General features: G+C 68.2%; 17 protein-coding genes and 1 tRNA gene. 10 read left to right on the top strand and 8 right to left on the bottom strand.

Annotated features, from left to right (window positions below; translation table 11 throughout):
* Positions 1 to 36: 36 nt before the first annotated feature.
* The gene (locus MEU52_RS04175) at positions 37 to 627 is read right to left on the bottom strand and encodes a hypothetical protein (protein WP_238119863.1); all 591 of its coding nucleotides are present in this window, start codon (positions 625 to 627) and stop codon (positions 37 to 39) included.
* A gap of 348 nt (positions 628 to 975) precedes the next feature.
* On the opposite strand from MEU52_RS04175, the gene MEU52_RS04180 reads away from it, so the two are divergent.
* Both MEU52_RS04180 and arfB read left to right on the top strand, forming a co-directional pair.
* The gene (locus MEU52_RS04180; protein WP_238119862.1) at positions 976 to 2094 is read left to right on the top strand and encodes a GNAT family N-acetyltransferase; all 1119 of its coding nucleotides are present in this window, start codon (positions 976 to 978) and stop codon (positions 2092 to 2094) included.
* 79 nt (positions 2095 to 2173) lie between these two features.
* Positions 2174 to 2596 (top strand): alternative ribosome rescue aminoacyl-tRNA hydrolase ArfB, encoded by a 423-nt coding sequence (gene arfB / locus MEU52_RS04185; RefSeq protein WP_238119861.1) that lies wholly within the window; start codon positions 2174 to 2176, stop codon positions 2594 to 2596.
* A 20-nt stretch (positions 2597 to 2616) separates the two neighbouring features.
* Here arfB and recN read toward each other — a convergent pair whose 3' ends face one another.
* The 5 genes from recN to def form a co-directional block, all read right to left on the bottom strand.
* Complete coding sequence (gene recN / locus MEU52_RS04190; RefSeq protein WP_238119860.1) at positions 2617 to 4311, bottom strand: DNA repair protein RecN; 1695 nt, start codon at positions 4309 to 4311, stop codon at positions 2617 to 2619.
* A gap of 6 nt (positions 4312 to 4317) precedes the next feature.
* Positions 4318 to 5184, bottom strand: coding sequence for an outer membrane protein assembly factor BamD (locus MEU52_RS04195; RefSeq protein WP_443265941.1), 867 nt, complete (start codon positions 5182 to 5184; stop codon positions 4318 to 4320).
* 408 nt (positions 5185 to 5592) lie between these two features.
* Positions 5593 to 6330 (bottom strand): tRNA pseudouridine(38-40) synthase TruA, encoded by a 738-nt coding sequence (gene truA / locus MEU52_RS04200; protein WP_238119859.1) that lies wholly within the window; start codon positions 6328 to 6330, stop codon positions 5593 to 5595.
* Positions 6331 to 6351: 21 nt separating this feature from the next.
* Positions 6352 to 7275: a methionyl-tRNA formyltransferase gene (gene fmt, locus MEU52_RS04205; RefSeq protein ID WP_238119858.1), complete on the bottom strand. Its 924-nt coding sequence runs from the start codon at positions 7273 to 7275 to the stop codon at positions 6352 to 6354.
* A 24-nt stretch (positions 7276 to 7299) separates the two neighbouring features.
* Positions 7300 to 7818, bottom strand: coding sequence for a peptide deformylase (gene def / locus MEU52_RS04210; protein ID WP_238119857.1), 519 nt, complete (start codon positions 7816 to 7818; stop codon positions 7300 to 7302).
* A gap of 80 nt (positions 7819 to 7898) precedes the next feature.
* Between def and MEU52_RS04215 the strand changes: the two genes are divergently transcribed.
* The 4 genes from MEU52_RS04215 (at position 7899) to MEU52_RS04230 (ending at position 11151) form a co-directional block, all read left to right on the top strand.
* Entirely contained in the window at positions 7899 to 9038 is a 1140-nt protein-coding gene (locus tag MEU52_RS04215; protein WP_238119856.1) for a DNA recombination protein RmuC, read from the top strand.
* Positions 9039 to 9166: 128 nt separating this feature from the next.
* On the top strand, positions 9167 to 10048 hold the full coding sequence (gene mutM / locus MEU52_RS04220) for a bifunctional DNA-formamidopyrimidine glycosylase/DNA-(apurinic or apyrimidinic site) lyase (protein WP_238119855.1): 882 nt from the start codon (positions 9167 to 9169) through the stop codon (positions 10046 to 10048).
* Positions 10049 to 10156: 108 nt separating this feature from the next.
* Positions 10157 to 10927 (top strand): enoyl-CoA hydratase, encoded by a 771-nt coding sequence (locus MEU52_RS04225; RefSeq protein ID WP_238119854.1) that lies wholly within the window; start codon positions 10157 to 10159, stop codon positions 10925 to 10927.
* A 137-nt stretch (positions 10928 to 11064) separates the two neighbouring features.
* A tRNA-Leu gene (locus MEU52_RS04230) sits at positions 11065 to 11151 on the top strand.
* A 106-nt stretch (positions 11152 to 11257) separates the two neighbouring features.
* Here the strand turns inward: MEU52_RS04230 and MEU52_RS04235 are convergent.
* Positions 11258 to 11842 (bottom strand): TetR/AcrR family transcriptional regulator, encoded by a 585-nt coding sequence (locus MEU52_RS04235; protein ID WP_238119853.1) that lies wholly within the window; start codon positions 11840 to 11842, stop codon positions 11258 to 11260.
* Positions 11843 to 12158: 316 nt separating this feature from the next.
* Here MEU52_RS04235 and MEU52_RS04240 point away from each other — a divergent pair, with 316 nt between their 5' ends.
* From MEU52_RS04240 to MEU52_RS04250, 3 genes are all read left to right on the top strand, one after another.
* The gene (locus MEU52_RS04240) at positions 12159 to 12914 is read left to right on the top strand and encodes an SDR family oxidoreductase (protein ID WP_238119852.1); all 756 of its coding nucleotides are present in this window, start codon (positions 12159 to 12161) and stop codon (positions 12912 to 12914) included.
* A 257-nt stretch (positions 12915 to 13171) separates the two neighbouring features.
* Positions 13172 to 13648: a hypothetical protein gene (locus MEU52_RS04245; RefSeq protein WP_238119851.1), complete on the top strand. Its 477-nt coding sequence runs from the start codon at positions 13172 to 13174 to the stop codon at positions 13646 to 13648.
* A gap of 218 nt (positions 13649 to 13866) precedes the next feature.
* The gene (locus MEU52_RS04250) at positions 13867 to 14043 is read left to right on the top strand and encodes a hypothetical protein (protein ID WP_238119850.1); all 177 of its coding nucleotides are present in this window, start codon (positions 13867 to 13869) and stop codon (positions 14041 to 14043) included.
* Positions 14044 to 14172: 129 nt separating this feature from the next.
* On the opposite strand, the gene MEU52_RS04255 is transcribed toward MEU52_RS04250, so the two are convergent.
* On the bottom strand, positions 14173 to 14448 hold the full coding sequence (locus tag MEU52_RS04255; protein ID WP_238119849.1) for a metal-sensitive transcriptional regulator: 276 nt from the start codon (positions 14446 to 14448) through the stop codon (positions 14173 to 14175).
* A 146-nt stretch (positions 14449 to 14594) separates the two neighbouring features.
* Between MEU52_RS04255 and MEU52_RS04260 the strand changes: the two genes are divergently transcribed.
* Positions 14595 to 17411 (top strand): heavy metal translocating P-type ATPase, encoded by a 2817-nt coding sequence (locus MEU52_RS04260; protein WP_238119848.1) that lies wholly within the window; start codon positions 14595 to 14597, stop codon positions 17409 to 17411.
* Positions 17412 to 17537: the final 126 nt, after the last annotated feature.

Below are 17537 nucleotides of genomic sequence, written 5' to 3' on the forward strand. Positions count from 1 at the left end.
GAGGCAGGGATGACACGGCTGAGCGGGTGCGCCGGCTCACTCGGCGTTGATGGCGATGCCTTCCAGATAGCTGATCTGGGAGAGGTCGCCCGGCTCCACCTGCTGCAGATCCGCCAGAACCTTGGGGTCCACCGCGCGCATGGTCCGCACGCCGCCTTCCGGCCCCTCGAAGGTCACGGTGCCAGCCTGCTTGTTCACGTCCACGAAGATGGTGGTCAGCGTCACGGCGCGCACGCCGAAGCCTTCCGGCCAGCCCGGCAGGCCGTCGTTGATGGCCACCTCGCTCAGAACCTCGCCGGGCGTGCCCTGGCGGGCCTTGCCAAGGCCGGTGACCACGCCGGGCACCACGCGGATGAGCAGGCGCTGGCCGTTCTGGAAGGCGCTCAGGTCGCCGACGATCAGCGGCGCGATCACCGCCCAGCGCCGGCCATTGGGCAGTTCCAGCACCACCCGCCGGGTGGCGGGATCGGCGGAGACGAACTGCGTCCGGAACACCCGCACCGGCACCGTGCCCACGCCGGCGATGGTCACCTGCTCCACCGCCGTGGGCTGCGGCTGGGCGCTCGCCTCATGGACGCCCGTGACCACCAGCGCGGCCAGTGCCGCCGCGACAAGACGTGCCTTCATCTCTTCCCCCAATGCCGCGAGCGCGGAGGCGCAGCGCCTGCCGTCGCGGTCGCAGCCGATAAAGCCAGATTTGACGGCCTGCTCACATCCGCGCCATGGCGAAATCTCGACCTATCCTTAAGAAAGCCTGTTATCACAGATGGCTGTCTGGCAGGTGACGCCATTGTCACATCGGCGTTGGAAAACTATGGTGAATGTGACGTTCACATTCGCACCGTCACAAAACTCGTGCGGGAGACGTGAAGGCCGCCAGCGCATGGGGTCTTCGCGCATCGAAGGTCGATGGGTGAGCGGCCCGCAAGATGACAGGCTCATCACCAGCGGCGTCTCGGGGGGGAGGCTCGTTGTATGAAGCGCATCGGAGACATGGAGCCCGGCTTCAATCTGCCGGCCCTGGTGGGCCGCAGCCTGGATGTGGCGCGCGGCGGCCTTGACCTGGCGAAGGAAAGCTTCGCCCGCTGGCCCGGCCTGCGCCCGGCCGACGGTGTGACCAATCAGGGCGGGCCCCTGTTCGACCATGCGACGGCGGCGCCCCTCCTGTTCGGCGCGCCCGAGCCGGGCCGGCCCGCCTGGCCCGCGCCGCAGAAGCTCGTCGCCGACCTGCGCGCCTATTCCGGCATCCGCCACCGCGAGGCGTTGCCGCCGGGCGATGATTCCCTCGCCCTCGGCCGCCTCGGCGCGCTGGAGGTGCGCCTCGCCCGCACCGCGCGGGATGTGCGCCGCGCCCAGCGCCTGCGCTACAAGGTGTTCTACGAGGAAATGTCGGCGGTCCCCGATGCCGCCGCGCGGATCGCGCGCCGCGACATGGACAGTTTCGACGCTATCTGCGAGCACCTGCTGGTGCTGGACCATGATGCCGGCAAGGTGGTGTTCGGCCGCCGCCAGCCCAAGGTCGTGGGCACCTACCGCCTGCTGCGGCAGGACGTGGCGGCCCGGCACGGCGGCTTCTACACCCAGAGCGAGTTCGATGTGACGCGCATGATCGCCGCCCATCCCCAGCTCCGCTTCCTGGAGCTGGGCCGCTCCTGCGTGCTGAAGCCCTATCGAAACAAGCGCACGGTGGAGCTGCTGTGGCACGGGGTGTGGACCTACATCCTGCGCAACAAGATCGACGTGCTGTTCGGCTGCGCCAGCCTGGAGGGCACCGACCCGGACGCCCTCGCCCTGCCCCTGTCCTTCCTCCACCACAATGCGCTGGCACCGGCGGAATGGCGGGCCAGCGCCCTGCCGGGCCGCCGGGTGGACATGAACCGCATGGCCAAGGCGCAGATCTCCCCCAAGGCGGCGCTGCAGGCCCTGCCCCCCATGATCAAGGGCTACCTGCGGCTCGGCGGCTTCGTCGGCGACGGGGCGGTGGTGGATCACCAGTTCGGCACCACCGACGTGCTGATCGTGCTGCCGGTCTCGGTCATCAGCGCCCGCTATGTGGAGCATTTCGGCCCCACCGCAAACCGCCACGCCATCTGAGGCCGCCGGCGGCGCACGGCGCGGCGTTTCCTTCGCCGCCGCGCCGCAGTATCGTGCGCCACCACGCGCCGGATGTGTCATGATCGAGATTACCGCCCGCCTTTCCATTTCCGAGGACGACATCGAGTTCGCCTTCGTGCGTGCCTCGGGCCCCGGCGGGCAGAATGTGAACAAGGTGTCGAGCGCGGTGCAGCTGCGCTTTCACATGGCCCGCTCCGCCCACCTGCCCGAGCGGGTGAAGGAGCGCCTCGCCCGCCTTGCCGGCCGCCGGCTTACCCAGGATGGCGACATTCTCATCCAGGCCCAGCGCTTCCGAACCCAGGAACGCAACCGCGAGGACGCCATCGGCCGTCTGGTTGAGCTCATCCGCAGCGCCACCGAAGTGGCGCCGGTGCGCCGCGCCACCCGCCCTACCCTCGGCTCCAAGCAGCGCCGCCTGGCCGCCAAGGCGCGCCGGGGCGAGGTGAAAAGCCTGCGGCAGGGCAAGCCCTCGTTCGATTGATTCGCCCACCCGGCGCCCGCTCAGCGCGGGGTCTTCAGCAGCCTCTCGGCCGCCGCGCGGGCCTCACTGGTCACCGTGGCGCCGGCCAGCATGCGGGCAATCTCCTCGCGCCGCGAGGCCGGGTTCAACGCGGCGACGCGGGTGGTCACCGGCGCCTCGGCGGCGGCATCCTCGCCCACCTCCGCCGGTGCCGGCGCCTTGGCGATCAGCAGATGATGGTGCGCACGCGCCGCCACCTGCGGGGCGTGGGTCACGCACAAGACCTGGACCCGCGCGGAGAGCCGGGCCAGCCGCTGGCCGATGGCATCGGCCACCGCCCCGCCCACGCCGGTGTCGATCTCGTCGAAAATCAGCGTCGGGGCGGAGCCGCGATCCGCCAGCACCACCTTGAGCGCCAGCAGGAAGCGGGCAAGCTCGCCGCCGGAGGCCACCTTCATCAGCGGTCCCGGCCGGCTGCCCGGATTGGTGCGCACCCAGAATTCCACCGCGTCATAGCCCTCGGGCCCGGCGGTCTGCGCGTCCCCGCTCACCTTGGTGAGGAATTCCGCGCGCTCCAGCTTGAGCGGCGGCAGTTCGGCGCCCACGGCGGCGTCGAGGGCCGCGGCGGCCGCATGTCGCGCCGCCGAAAGCCCCGTCGCGGCCTGGTGATAGGTCGCCTCCGCCTCGGCCGCCGCCGCGTCGAGGCGCGCCAGCCGGGCCTCCGACTGGTCGAGATGCTCCAGCTGCGCCACAAAGCGCGCCGCCACCTCCGGCAGCGCATCGGGCACCACCGCATATTTGCGGCCCGCCGCCCGCAGGGCGAACAGCCGCTCTTCGATCCGCTCCAGCTCCCGCGGCTCGAAATCCGCCTCGGCCAGCGCGCTTTCCAGATGGCCCCGCGCCTGCTCCAGCGCATCAAGCGCCTGGTCGATGGCCTCCACCGCCGGGCGGATGACGTCCTGCGCCTCGCCGGCCCGGCGTTCCAGGCGGCGCACCGCCGCCGAAAGGGAGGGAATGGGCGAACTGCCGCCGCCCACCGCGTCCAGCGCCTCGGACAGGTCGGCGGCGATCTTCTCCGCCCGCATCATGGCGGTGCGCCGCTCCGACAAAGCCGCTTCCTCGCCCGCCTCCGGCCCCAGCGCCTGCAGCTCCTCCACCGCATGGCGGACGAAATCGGCTTCCTTTTCCGCCTCCGCGAGCCGGCCCCGCTCCTCGCGGGCGGCCTCCCGCGCGGCGCGCCACACCCGCCAACGCTGCCCCACCTCCGCCACATCCGCGCCGACGCCGCCAAAGGCATCGAGCAGCGTGCGGTGCAGGGTCGGGTCCACCAGCGCCCGGTCGGCATGCTGACCGTGCAGCTCCACCAGGCTGGCGCCCAGGGTACGCAGGGTCTGCACGCTCACGGCTTCACCATTGACGGTGGCGCGGGTGCGCCCGTCCGCCATCTGAATGCGGCGGATCACCAGTTGATCCTCGTCGGGCAGCTCGGCCGCCGCCAGCACCGCATGGGCGGGATGTTCCGGCGTCAAATCGAAGGCGAGCGTCACCTGGCCCTTGGACTGGCCGTGACGCACCAAGGCGCCGTCGCCCCGCCCGCCCAGGGCGAGCGAGACCGAATCGAGCAGAATGGATTTGCCCGCCCCCGTCTCACCGGTGAGGACGGTCATCCCGTCCGACAAGGTGAGATCGAGCTTCTCGATAAGGACGATGTCCCGGATCGAGAGCGATGCCAGCATGGAGGATCAGCCGAGTCCCATCTTCTTGAACGCCTGGCTGATCCAGGACGCCTTGTTTTCCTGCGGCTCCAGCCCCTTGGACTGAACCAGCTTGTAGGCGTCCTTATACCACCGGCTATCGGGGAAATTGTAGCCCAGAACCGCGGCCGCCGTCTGCGCCTCGTTCACCACGCCGAGCGCCATATAGGCCTCGGTGAGGCGGAACAGCGCCTCTTCCACCTGGCGGGTCGTCTGGTACTGCGTCACCACCACCTTGAAGCGATTGATGGCACCGGTGTAGTTGCGCTGCTCCAGATAATAACGGCCGATCATCATTTCCTTGCCGGCCAGCTGGTCGCGCGCCACCTCGATCTTCTTCTTGGCGGTGGCCGCATATTCCGTATTGGGATACTTGCGGATCACCTCTTCCAAGGCATCGAGGGCCTGGCGGGTCTTCTGCTGGTCGCGGGTGATGTCGGGGATGTTCTCATAAAGCGAGGACGCCACCAGATACTGCGCATAGGCGGCATCGGGCGAGCCGGGATAGAGCGAGACATAGCGCCGGCCGGCGGCGATGGCCTCGTCGTACTTGCCCGCTTCGAAATAGGAATAGGTTGTCATGATCAAGGACTTACGTGCCCATTCCGAATAGGGATGGGTACGATCCACGTCCTCGAAGCGCTTGGCGGCCTTGTCCGGCTGCTGACGCCGCAGCAGGGTCAGGCCCTCGTTGTAGATCTTCTCCGCCGGCTCGTCGGGGGCGATCACGTCATCCTTGTCGCTGGCGCAGCCGGCCAGCAGGGTGCCGCTGACCAGCATCAGGGCGAGGCCCATCGCCCAACCCTTGGCCTTGACGATCGCGTACATGCGCCGCGCTTCGTTGATGAGTGTCATCACGATCAGGTTCCGTCCCGCGCCGATGGCGCCGTTCTTCTAGGCATTTTCACGGCTCAAGGAAACGCGAAAATCGCCAAGTCTCTGTGTGAACCCCGCCTTCCACACCCGCCGCCGGAGCCACGTAGCGTAGAGACCCGCTCAAGGCGACCCCTCGGCGCCACGCGCCGCCGAGACCTTCGCCCCCTTCACCGCCGTCCGCACGGCGTCTCCCTCCAGGCGCGGACCAAGGGCCCTGGCGCCCCTCGCGCGGGCGCTTCGCCCTCCTCGACCCGCTCGCGCCATGCCCGCCGCCCGCGGCACGCCTCAAGGATCTGACCGCGGTATCGGTCTTTTCCGTCGGCAATATGGCGGAGGTCACCGCCGCGCCACTATCCCACCGGACCTGTGGCATCGCCACCACGCTCATCAATAGCCTACCGCCGCCAGATAGAGGCCGCAGGCCGGCGCCATGGGGCCGCAGCGCGCCCGATCCGCTGCCAGCAGCGCAGCCTCGAGATTGTCCGCGCTCCAGCGCCCCTCCCCCACCCGCATCAGCGACCCCACCATGGAACGCACCTGATGATGCAGGAAGGACCGGGCCGAGGTGACGATGCGAATCTCGTCACCCTGCTGCGTCACGTCCAGCTGGTCCAGCGTCTTCACCGGCGATGCGGCCTGGCATTCGGCGGCACGGAAGGTGGTGAAGTCATGCTTGCCCAGCAGGCGCTGCGCCGCCACGTGCATGGCCCGCGCATCCAGCCGCTGCGGCACACGCCAGGCCCGGTTGCGATCGAGCGCCAGATCGGGCCGGCGGTTGACGATGCGATAAAGATAGTGCCGCCGCACGGCGGAAAAGCGCGCATCGAAACTGTCCGCCACCTGCTCGGCATGAAGCACGGCCACGGGGTGGGGCCGCAATTGCGCGGTCATGGCATCGCGCACCGTGTCGGCGCGCCAGTGGCGCGTCAGATCCACATGGGCCACCTGGCCGGTGGCGTGAACCCCCGCATCGGTGCGCCCCGCCCCGGCCACGTGCACGCTCTCGCCGCAGAAGCGCGCGAACGCCTCCGCCAGCACCCCCTGCACGGTGGGCTGGCCGGCCTGGATCTGCCAGCCGCAGAACGAGGTGCCGTCATATTCGATGAGGAGCTTGTAGCGCGGCATCAGCGGCGGCGAGGCCCGCCCTTAGGCGAGCCGGCTCCCCACCGGCACGGCATTGCCGCGCAGGAACACGTCCGCCGACATGGGTTGCTTGCCCGCCTTCTGCAGCTCGCCGAGCCGCACCGCGCCACTCCCGCAGGCAATGGTGAGCCGGTCATCCAGAACCTCACCCGGTGCGCCGGCACCGGCGTGTATGGCGGACCGCAGCACCTTGACCCGCGCTTCCGCCGCACCGAGCGGGAACCAAGCGCCGGGGAACGGCGCCAGCCCACGGATATGGTCGTGCACCTCCGATGCGGGGCGCGACCAGTCGATGCGCGTCTCGCCCTTGCCGATCTTGGCCGCATAGGTCACCCCATCGGCCGGCTGCGGGGTGAAGACGAGACCGCCGCGCTCCAGCGCAGCCAGGGCCCGGGCCATCAGATCCGCGCCGAGAACCATCATGCGATCATGCAGGTCGCCGGCGGTCATCTCGGGTGTGATGGCGATGCGCTCCACCAGACCCACCGGCCCGGTATCCAGCCCCTCCTCCATCCGCATCACCGCCACGCCGGTCTCCGCATCGCCGGCCATGATGGCGCGCTGGATCGGCGCCGCACCGCGCCAGCGCGGCAGCAGCGAGCCATGCAGATTGACGCAGCCCAGGCGCGGCGCCGCCAGGATGGCCGCCGGCAGGATCATGCCATAGGCCACCACCACGGCCACATCGGCCTCATGGGCGCGGAAGGTCTCGGCCGCCGCCTCGCTGCGCAGGGTCTTGGGGGTGAGCACCGGCAGGCCCAGGCGCACCGCCACCTGATGCACCGGCGAGGGCGTGAGATCGAGCCCGCGGCGCCCGGCCGGCGCCGGCTCGCGCGTGTAGACGGCCACCACCTCGTGGCCCCGCCCGACGATTTCGGTAAGGGTGGGCACGGCGAAATCCGGCGTGCCCATGAAAACGATGCGCATGGAATGATCCGGGGCCGGCGGCGGTCAGATCGCGGCCGTGTGCCGCGCCGCCTTGGTGAATTTCTTGATGACCCGATCGCGCTTCAGCTTCGAGATATGGTCGATGAAGAGCACGCCATTGAGATGGTCGATCTCGTGCTGCACGCAGGTGGCGAACAGGCCCTCCGCCTCCACCTCCCGAACCGCGCCGTCCAGATCCTGAAACCGCACCGCCACCCGGGCCGGACGCTCCACCTCCTCGTAATAATCGGGGATGGAAAGACAGCCCTCGCTATAGACCGAGGTCTCGTCGGAGGCGGCGATGATCTCCGGATTGATCAAGGCAATCGGCTTCTTGTCCTCGCCCTCGCGGGCCACGTCGATGGTGATGACCCGCTTCTGCACGCCCACCTGAATCGCCGCGAGGCCGATGCCCGGCGCGTCGTACATGGTCTCGAACATATCCTCCACCAGCTTGCGAATCTCGGAATCGATCTTGCCCACCGGCGCCGATGTGGTCCGCAGTTGATGGTCGGGAATGATGAGGATGGGTCGCGTGGTCATTCCAGGGAAATAAGCGATAGCGCGGCCACGGTCAATATGTTCATATTTTGTTCTGATATCGAATCGCGTAATGCAGACCCATGTCCGATGTGCTTTTCACCCTTGGCGGCACGGCCATCACCCTGGGCGCCGCGCTCGTGGCGCTGGGCGCGGCGGTGCTGGTGCTGCTGGCCCTGAGCCTGTGGCGGGGCGCTTCCGTTCGCGCCCTGCAGGCGGAACTGCTCCAGGCCGAAGTGCTGCGGGCGGAAGAGATGGACCGGCGCATGCGCGAGCTCGCGCACGGGCAGAGCGAAACCGCCGGGCGGGTGCAGAGCCTGGCGGAGGTCTTGTCCCAGCGCCAGAGCGAGCTGGCGCGGGCGGTGTCCGAGCGGCTCGACGCCACCTCTTTCCGCCTTGGCCAGAGCATGACCCAGGCGGCCCGGGCCACCCATGAGAGCCTCACCCGCATCGCCGAGCGCCTGGTGATGGTGGAGACCGCCGAGCGCAGCCTGTCGGAGCTGTCGGCCCAGGTGGTGTCCCTGCGCGACACGCTCGCCAACAAGCAGGCCCGCGGCGCCTTCGGCCAGGCCCGCATGGAAGCGCTCATCGCCGACGGCCTGCCCAAGGAGGCCTACGCCTTCCAATATACCTTGAGCAGCGGCCGGCGGCCCGATTGCGCCATCTTCCTGCCCGGGGATCCGCGGCCGCTGCTGATCGACGCCAAATTCCCCCTGGAATCGGTGACCCTGTTCCGCGAGGCCCCCACCATCGAGGCCCGCAAGGCGGCGGCGGCGCGGCTCAAGGCCGACCTGATGAAGCATGTGACCGATGTGGCGGAGCGTTATCTGGTGCCCGGAGAGACCCAGGACATCGCCTTGATCTTTGTGCCCTCCGAATCGGTCTATGCGGAGATCCACGAGCATTTCGACGCCGTGATTCAGGCCGCCTTCCGCGCCCGGATCGTCCTCGTCTCCCCCTCTCTCCTCATGCTGGCGGTGCAATTGGTGCAGGCCATCGCCAAGGATGCGCGCATGCGCGCCGAGGCCGACCGCATCCGCGCCGAGGTGGGAGCGCTGGTGGCGGACGTGGCCCGCCTGCGCGAACGGGTCGGCGAATTGTCGCGCCATTTCGGCCAGGTCGGCGACGACGTGGCGAAGGTGCTCATCTCCGCCGACAAGATCGCCAAACGGGGCATCCGCCTGGAGAGTCTGGAGTTCGACGCGGCCGATCCGCCCCGCTGATACCTCTCCCTCCTCCGCGGCGCCCGTTCCGCAAGAGCCCCCATCTTGCGCGAAGCCGGCCGTAGCGTAATTCTGGGTTGCCGTGACCGAATCTGAGCGCCCGCGCTGCGTGGCTGAGCCAAAGACGAATGCCTGAACTGCCCGAGGTGGAGACAGTCCGCCGCGGCCTCTTGCCCGTGTTGCAGGGCGCCGTCATCGAGAGTGCCGAGGCCCGACGGCCGGATCTGCGCTGGCCGCTGCCCGAGAATTTCGCGGAGCGCCTCGCCGGCCGGCGCGTGGAGGCGGTGGGGCGGCGCGCCAAATACCTGTTGGCGGACCTCTCCGGCGGCGAGGTCATGCTGCTACACCTGGGCATGTCCGGCTCCATCCGCATCGATGGCGCTCGCGTGAAGGGCCAGCCGGGCCTGTTCCACCATCCCAAGGCGGCCGGCGGCGCCCATGACCACGTGGTGCTGCACCTCGCCGGCGGCGCCACCGTCACCTATAACGATCCGCGCCGGTTCGGGGCGATCCTGATCGTGCCCTATGACCGGCTCGACACCCACCCGCTGCTGCAGGGCCTTGGGCCCGAGCCGTTGGGCAACAGCTTCAATGCCGCCTACCTCGCCCACGCGTGCGCCCATCGCAACACCTGCCTGAAATCGGCGCTGCTGGATCAGAAGCTGGTGGCCGGGCTCGGCAACATCTATGTGTGCGAGGCTCTGCACCGGGCCGGGCTCTCGCCGCGTCGCGCCGCCCACACCCTGGCCAATCGCGATGGCAGCCCCAATCTGCGGGCCGAGCGGCTGGTCACCGCCATCCGCGACGTCCTGCGCGAGGCCATCCAGGCCGGCGGCTCCTCCCTGCGCGACCACCGCCAGGTGGATGGAGCACTCGGCTATTTCCAGCACAATTTCCGCGTCTACGACCGCGAGGGGAAGCCCTGCCCCACCCTGCACTGCAAGGGCACGGTCCAGCGCATCGTGCAGGGTGGTCGCTCCACCTTCTTCTGCCCGCACTGCCAGCGTTGAAGCCTTGGCCATTTGCGAAACGGCCAAGTCGGGTTAGAGCAGCCGGGTCTTAAGTGGAAACGACACATGGACCGCCTGACGATCAGGCGGCGACGAGGAGGCATTGGGATGGCATACGAAACGATCCTGGTGGAAACCCACGAGCGGGTGGGGCTGATCCGGCTCAACCGGCCGAAGGCGCTCAACGCCCTCAACGGGCAGATCATCAGCGAGATCAACGCGGCGCTGGATGCGTTCGAGGCCGACAGGGGGATCGGCTGCATCGTGATCACCGGTTCGGAAAAGGCATTCGCGGCCGGGGCCGACATCAAGGAGATGCACGACCTCACCTATCCCGAGAGCTACGACAGCGATTTCATCACCTCGTGGGAGCGCGTGTCGCGCGCGCGCAAGCCGGTGATCGCGGCGGTTGCCGGCTTCGCCCTGGGCGGCGGCTGCGAGCTGGCGATGATGTGCGATTTCATCCTCGCCGCCGACACTGCCAAGTTCGGCCAGCCCGAGATCAAACTGGGCGTCATGCCCGGCGCCGGCGGCACCCAGCGGCTCACCCGCTTCGTCGGCAAGTCGAAGGCCATGGAAATGTGCCTGACCGGCCGCTTCATGGATGCGCAGGAGGCGGAGCGGGCCGGCCTCGTGTCGCGGATCGTGCCGGCCGCCGAGCTGGTGGACGAGGCCCTGAAGGTGGCGAAGACCATCGCCGACATGTCGATCACCGTCGCCATGCAGACCAAGGAGAGCGTCAACCGCGCCTATGAGACCACCCTCGCCGAAGGCGTCCGCTTCGAGCGCCGGGTGTTCCAGGCGCTGTTCGCGGTGCCCGCGCAGAAGGAAGGCATGACCGCCTTCATCGAGAAGCGGCCGGCGAAGTTCCACGACTGAGCCCGGCTCCACAGGTCTCTGCGCGCAGGGACCTGTGGACAATTCATTTTCTGCAGCAACGGGCTGGAGGCGCGATTGACAAGCCCCCGCCTCCTCCTTAGTGGTGTCGCTCCCGACGACGCGCTGCAGTCGTCCGGGCCCAGGTGGCGGAATTGGTAGACGCGCTGGCTTCAGGTGCCAGTGGCTTAACGGCCGTGGAGGTTCGAGTCCTCTCCTGGGCACCATCTACCCTAATAGGGTGGTGCCAAAAACTCCCCAACATCATTGTAACCGCTGAACTCTTTGGCCCAATGCGGTCCAAGGTGGCTGAGGGGACCGTCGGCAGAGGTGTCAGCCTTGATCCGAAAGCCTCCTGAGCCAGGCGTCGGTGACCATTTCGAATACCCGGGCATCGCCCTCGGCGCGGGCGGAGAGCATGGCGCCGTGGACTGTCGCCATGAGGACTTCCGCTTCGATCTTCGGCGTATCCAACAGTCGCAACACGCCGCTTGCAGCACCCTGGGCCAGCGTCGTCTCCAGCCATCCCGAGAGGACGGTGAAATACTTGCGGACCTCGGCGGCAACCTCGAGGGGCAGGACGGGCAGTTCGCTGGCGAGCATGGCGCACAGGCAATAGGGCCTCGCCCCCTCCTGGATGCACTTCGCCCAGTAGTCCGTGTAGGCGCGCAACTGCTCCACCGGCCCCATTCCGCTGGCGGCGAACGCGCCGGCGCTGGCTTCGGCGGCTTTGCGATACCCCTCGACCAGCACCCGCACCAGGTCGGCCTTGGCCGGGAAATGATAATGGATGCTGGCCTTGCGGATGCCGACCGTGGCGGCAATGTCGGCATAGCTGAAGCCGTTGTATCCCCCGCGTTCGATCAGCGATTGCGCGCAGGCGAGGATCTGGTCCTGGGTCGGGATGCTGTCGCTCATGGACCGCAGCTACCTTCTGATGGGTCGGCGTTCAAGCTGCGCGATGCCATTTCAGCTTGATATCTGGCGCCATCATCGCCACCTTCCGCGCGTAGCCCCGGCAACGGGGCTGTCGTAGGCGTTACCGTCATCCAACGCGTCCTTGGTCGAGAGGGTCCCAGCCGGGAGAACTCGATGTCAAAGGCGCGTGGCAGGTTGCCTCCTTATCGCCCGGACGGTTCCATCACGACGACCGCAAGGTCGGGCGTCGAGGACATGCTCCGGCGGACAGCTATGCCGCAGCCTTTCCTGAAGCAGCTTTGGAAAGGTTTCATCCATGAAGATGACCGGCAACACCCTTCTCATCACCGGTGGCAGCAGCGGGATCGGCCGTGGGCTGGCGGAAGCGTTCCACGATCTCGGCAACCGCGTCATCGTGACCGGGCGCCAGACCACTTTGCTTGAGGCGATCGCGGCCGAACGTCCCGGCATCACCGGCCTGCACCTCGACCTGGACGACCCACGATCCGTCGCCGCCCTGGCGGAGCAACTGCGCGACAGGTTCCCGGCGCTCAATGTCCTGATCGCCAACGCCGGCATCTCGCGCCCGGAGGACATGCGCTCCGACAGCTGGACGGCCAGGACGGCCGAGGCGATGGTCGAGACCAACATCCTGGGGGTTCTCCGGGTGACCGCTGCGGTGCTGCCGATCATCAAGGCGCAGCCGCATGCGACGATCATGGCAACCGGTTCGGCTCTGGCTTTCGTTCCGCGCGCCGATTTCCCGACCTATTGCGCCACAAAAGCCTTCCTGCATTCCTGGCTGGTGTCCCTGCGCCACCAGTTGCGCGACGTGCCCGTGGAGGTGCTTGAGCTCTCGCTGCCCTATGTGCGGACCGGGCTGACGGGGCCCGCGCAGGCGCAAGACCCCCGTGCCATGCCCCTGGAAGCCTATGTGGCCGAAGTCCTGGCCATGCTCTGCCGCGGCGACCACCCGCAAGGTGAGTTGCTGCTGGAACGGGATCGGGCGCGCCGATGGGCCGAACGCGACGGCACCTATGCGGAGATCTTTTCCGCGATGAACCCCGCCTGATCACCCGGGATCGTCGTTCCCGGTTCCCGGGGCACGCTCCCCCGCCGCTTATGCGCTGCCTTTCCGCCTGGCCAGCCCGGGTCAGGCGGCCGTGCGGGCAGCGCAGACCCCAGATCGCGCAGACCCCAGATCGCGCAGGCCTCAGGTCCGCCGACGACGTGTCGGCGGGCTTGCCGCGATATCTACCTTCTGATAGGTAGATTGACATTCGGGCAACACGCGCATGTGCGCCCCGGTCCAAGGTCAAGGACAGACAGATGTTCGGCATTTCCCCCATCGGCTGGGTTCACACCCTCGGCAGCCTGCCGGCCATTCCCCTCGCAGCCTGGATGCTTGCGCGCCACGGGCGGATCGTGCCGCAGTCCCGCGCTGGGAGCGGCTACCTCGTCGCGATGACCATCGGGGCGCTCAGCGCCTATGCCGTCGCCAAGGCTCCGGTCAGTGCCGCGATCGCGACGCTGACGCTGCTGGCGCTGGCCGTTGGCTACGGCATCTCACGGCTCGAAAGCCCGGGACGGCTCCTGAGCGCCCTGCAAACCTTCAGCCTCAGCTTTTCGGTCCTGCTTTTGATGGTGCCCACGGTCACCGAAACCCTGACCCGCGTGCCGGACGGTCATCCCTGGGCGGCGAGCCCGGCCGCGCCGCTGGTCCTTGGCGCTCAAGGCACCGTGCTCGCGCTCTTTCTCATCGGCGTAGCGGCTCAGATGGTTTCGCTGTTCCGACGCGCCACGTGACAACGGCCGAAGGCGCGGCCGCACCACGGGACCGAGCCGTGGCGCAAGCGCCGGCCCATGGGCCGCCTCCCGCCAGCCGCGCCTGCGCGACACGCTGCCGCAAGCGTGCGGTGCCTCCGGAGATTGACGACGCGGACGAACGCCATACCTTCCGCCGGCGATGGCCCGATGACGCCCCTGATGGCCTTCACCTTGCCTTCCGGAAAGGAACACAGCTCATGGCGGAAGCCACAGCCGCTCGCGGCAACCCCTTGTTTGCCCTTCTTGTTTTCATTGTCGTCGTGGCCGCGTTCGTGGTCGGCTGGCTGGCCATCGGCCCCGCCATCCTGTGGACCATCGGCCTCGCCTCCACCTTCCTGATGTTCATTGCCCTGATTGTCGTGACCATGTCGTGACGGCGCGGCAGCTCAACTGCCGCATGGTCACATCACGTTCGACAGGAAACCAACGCCCGGAGCCGGCCGCCCGTCTCCGGGCGTTTTTTTGCGCGGGTATCGAAGGGTGGCGCGGCACCGGCGCCGCATTCAGCGCTCGCTGCGGACGATCACATCCATCAGCTCGGCCACCTTGCGCCGCTGGTCTTCCGCATCGCCCGAGCGGATCGCGTGCTCCACGCAGTGCGCCACGTGATCGCGCAGCACCTCCTGCTCCGCCCGCTTCAGGGCCGCGCGCACGGCGGAAATCTGGGTGATCACATCAATGCAGTAGCGATCCTCCTCCACCATGCGGGAGAGGCCACGCACCTGGCCTTCGATACGGCTCAGGCGCTTGAGGACTTGTTCCTTCGTCGGGCTGCGCATGGCTTGTCATATACCCCCCATGGGTATATTTAACAAGCCAGATACCCCCCAGGGGTTTGGAATTCTTCCGGGCGTGAGCCAGCTCAAGGCCGAGGGGGCCGAAGGAGTGGAGGCTCAAGCCCGAGTGCAGGCCGAAAGGGCGCCGCATGGCCCAGGATCATCCCTCGCATCCCTCGCAGAACACCCCGGCCCGCGCCACGGCCAAGGACCCGGTGTGCGGCATGGACGTGGACACCTCCCCCGAAGCGGGCAAGCCCACCGCCAGCTATAACGGCAAGACCTTCTATTTCTGCTGCAACGGCTGCAAGACCAAGTTCGAGGCCCATCCGGAACAGTATCTCGCCAACGCCGAGCCTGCGGGCGCCTGCTGTGGTGGCACCCAGGGCAACGACGCGGCGCATGGCCAAGCCGCGCCCGCCGCGACTGAAGCGTCCGGCGCCTGCTGTGGCGGCGCCCATGGCGCGCATGCCGGGCATGACCATGCGAACCATGACCATGCGAACCATGACCATGGACCTGCCGCCACCAAGGCCAAGGACCCGGTGTGCGGCATGGATGTGGACACCTCCCCCGAGGCGGCCAAGCCCACCGCCACCTATAACGGCAAGACCTTCTATTTCTGCTGCAACGGCTGCAAGACCAAGTTCGAGGCCAATCCGGAACAGTATCTCGCGCCGGTGATCGACCCGGTGTGTGGCATGAGCGTGGAGCCGGGCAGCGCGAAATACGCCGCCCGCCATTCCGGCAAGACCTATTTCTTCTGCTCCTCCGCCTGCGAGACCAAGTTCAAGGCCGACCCCGGCGTCTATACCGGCGAGAAGGCGGCGCCGCCGCCCGCCGAAGTGCCCGAAGGCACCATCTATACCTGCCCCATGGATCCCGAGATCCGGCAGATCGGCCCGGGCATCTGCCCCATTTGCGGCATGGCGCTGGAGCCGGAGCTGGTGACCCTCGACGAGGGCCCCAACCATGAGCTGAAGGACATGACGCGCCGGTTCTGGATCGGCCTTGTCCTCACCCTGCCGGTGTTCGTGCTGGAGATGGGCCAGCATCTGGCCGGCCTGCACCTGCTGCCGCAGCAGATCTCCAATTATGTGCAGTTCCTGCTGGCGACCCCGGTGGTGCTGTGGGTGGGCTGGCCCTTCCTGGAACGCGCCGTGCTTTCGCTGAAGAGCCGGCATTTCAACATGTTCACCCTCATCGGCATGGGCACCAGCGTGGCCTATGTCTATTCGCTGGTGGCCACCTTCCTACCCGGCCTGTTCCCGGCCACCTTCCAGACCCATGATGGGGCGGTGCCGGTCTATTTCGAGGCGGCGGCGGTCATCACCGTGCTGGTGGCGCTCGGCCAGGTGTTGGAATTGCGCGCCCGCGACCAGACCTCCGGCGCCATCAAGGCGCTGCTCTCCCTCGCCCCCAAGACCGCCTTGCGCATCGCCGCCGACGGCACCGACGAGGAGATCGCCCTGGAGCTGGTGGCCCCCGGCAACATGCTGCGGGTGCGCCCGGGCGAAAAGGTGCCGGTGGATGGCCTCGTCACCGAGGGCCGCGCGGTGGTGGATGAAAGCCTCGTCACCGGCGAATCCATGCCGGTCACCAAGGAGGCGGGCGAGCGGGTCATCGGCGGCACGGTGAATTCCGCCGGCGTGTTCGTGATGCGCGCCGACAAGGTGGGCCGCGACACCGTGCTCTCCCAGATCGTGCAGATGGTGGCTCAGGCCCAGCGCTCGCGCGCGCCCATCCAGCGCCTGGCCGATCAGGTTTCCGGCTGGTTCGTGCCGGCGGTGGTGGCCGCGGCCGCGGTGGCTTTCGCCGTTTGGCTGGCGGTGGGGCCGGAACCGAGCCTCACCTTTGCGCTGATGGCCGCCGTTTCCGTGCTCATCATCGCCTGCCCCTGCGCCCTCGGCCTTGCCACTCCCATGTCGATCATGGTGGGCGTCGGGCGCGGCGCCCAGCTCGGCGTTCTGGTGAAGAATGCCGAGGCGCTGGAGCGCATGGAAAAGGTGGACGTGGTGGTGGTGGACAAGACCGGCACCCTCACCGTGGGTAAGCCCAAGGTGGTGGCGGTGCATCCCTTGCGCGGCGCCAATGAAGCGGATGTGCTGCGCCTCGCCGCCAGCCTGGAGCGCTCCAGCGAGCACCCCCTCGCCACCGCCATGCTGGCCGAGGCCAAGGCCCGCGAGCTTCCCCTCTCCGAGCCCTCCCAGGTGGAAAGCCCGGCCGGCAAGGGCATCGTCGGCCTGGTGGACGGGCACCAGGTGGTGGTGGGCCATGCCGCCTTCCTCGGCGAGCACAATATCCACACCGATCACCTCACCGCCGCCGCTGAGCGTTACCAGAAGGAGGGTGCCACCGCGGCCCTGGTGGCGGTGGACGGCCACGCGGCCGGCGTCATCGCCATCGCCGATCCCATCAAGGACACCACCGACGCGGCGCTGAAGCGGCTCACCCGCGATGGCGTGCGGGTGGTGATGCTCACCGGCGACAATCGCACCACCGCGTTGGCGGTGGCCAAGCGCCTCGGCATCGACGAGGTGGAAGCCGAGGTGCTGCCCGACCATAAGGCCGAGGTGGTGGAGCGCCTGCGCAAGGAAGGCCATGTGGTGGCCATGGCCGGCGATGGCGTCAACGACGCCCCCGCTCTGGCGGTGGCCGACGTGGGCATCGCCATGGGCACCGGCACGGACATCGCCATGGAGAGCGCCGGCATCACCCTGTTGAAGGGGGATCTCGCCGGCATCTCCCATGCCCGTTCCCTCTCCAAGGCCACCATGGCCAACATCCGCCGCAACCTGTTGTTCGCCTTCATCTATAATGCGGCCGGTGTGCCCATCGCCGCGGGCATCCTCTACCCGGTCATCGGGCTGCTGCTGTCGCCCATGGTGGCGGCGGCGGCCATGGCCCTGTCGTCCGTGAGCGTGATCACCAACGCCTTGCTGCTGCGCACTTGGCGGCCTGAGTAGGACCGAAGGCCCTGAGCTTGCCTCAGGGCCTTTCGCTCGAGGCCGCGCGACGCCTGAGCGGACCCGACAGGCTCCGGCCGAAGGGCGAAGCCCCGCCGCCGGCTTTACTTCGCCGCCGGCGGCGCG

Source organism: Xanthobacter sp. NM-25 (genome assembly GCF_022138605.1).
In the GTDB taxonomy this organism is placed as follows: domain Bacteria; phylum Pseudomonadota; class Alphaproteobacteria; order Rhizobiales; family Xanthobacteraceae; genus Xanthobacter.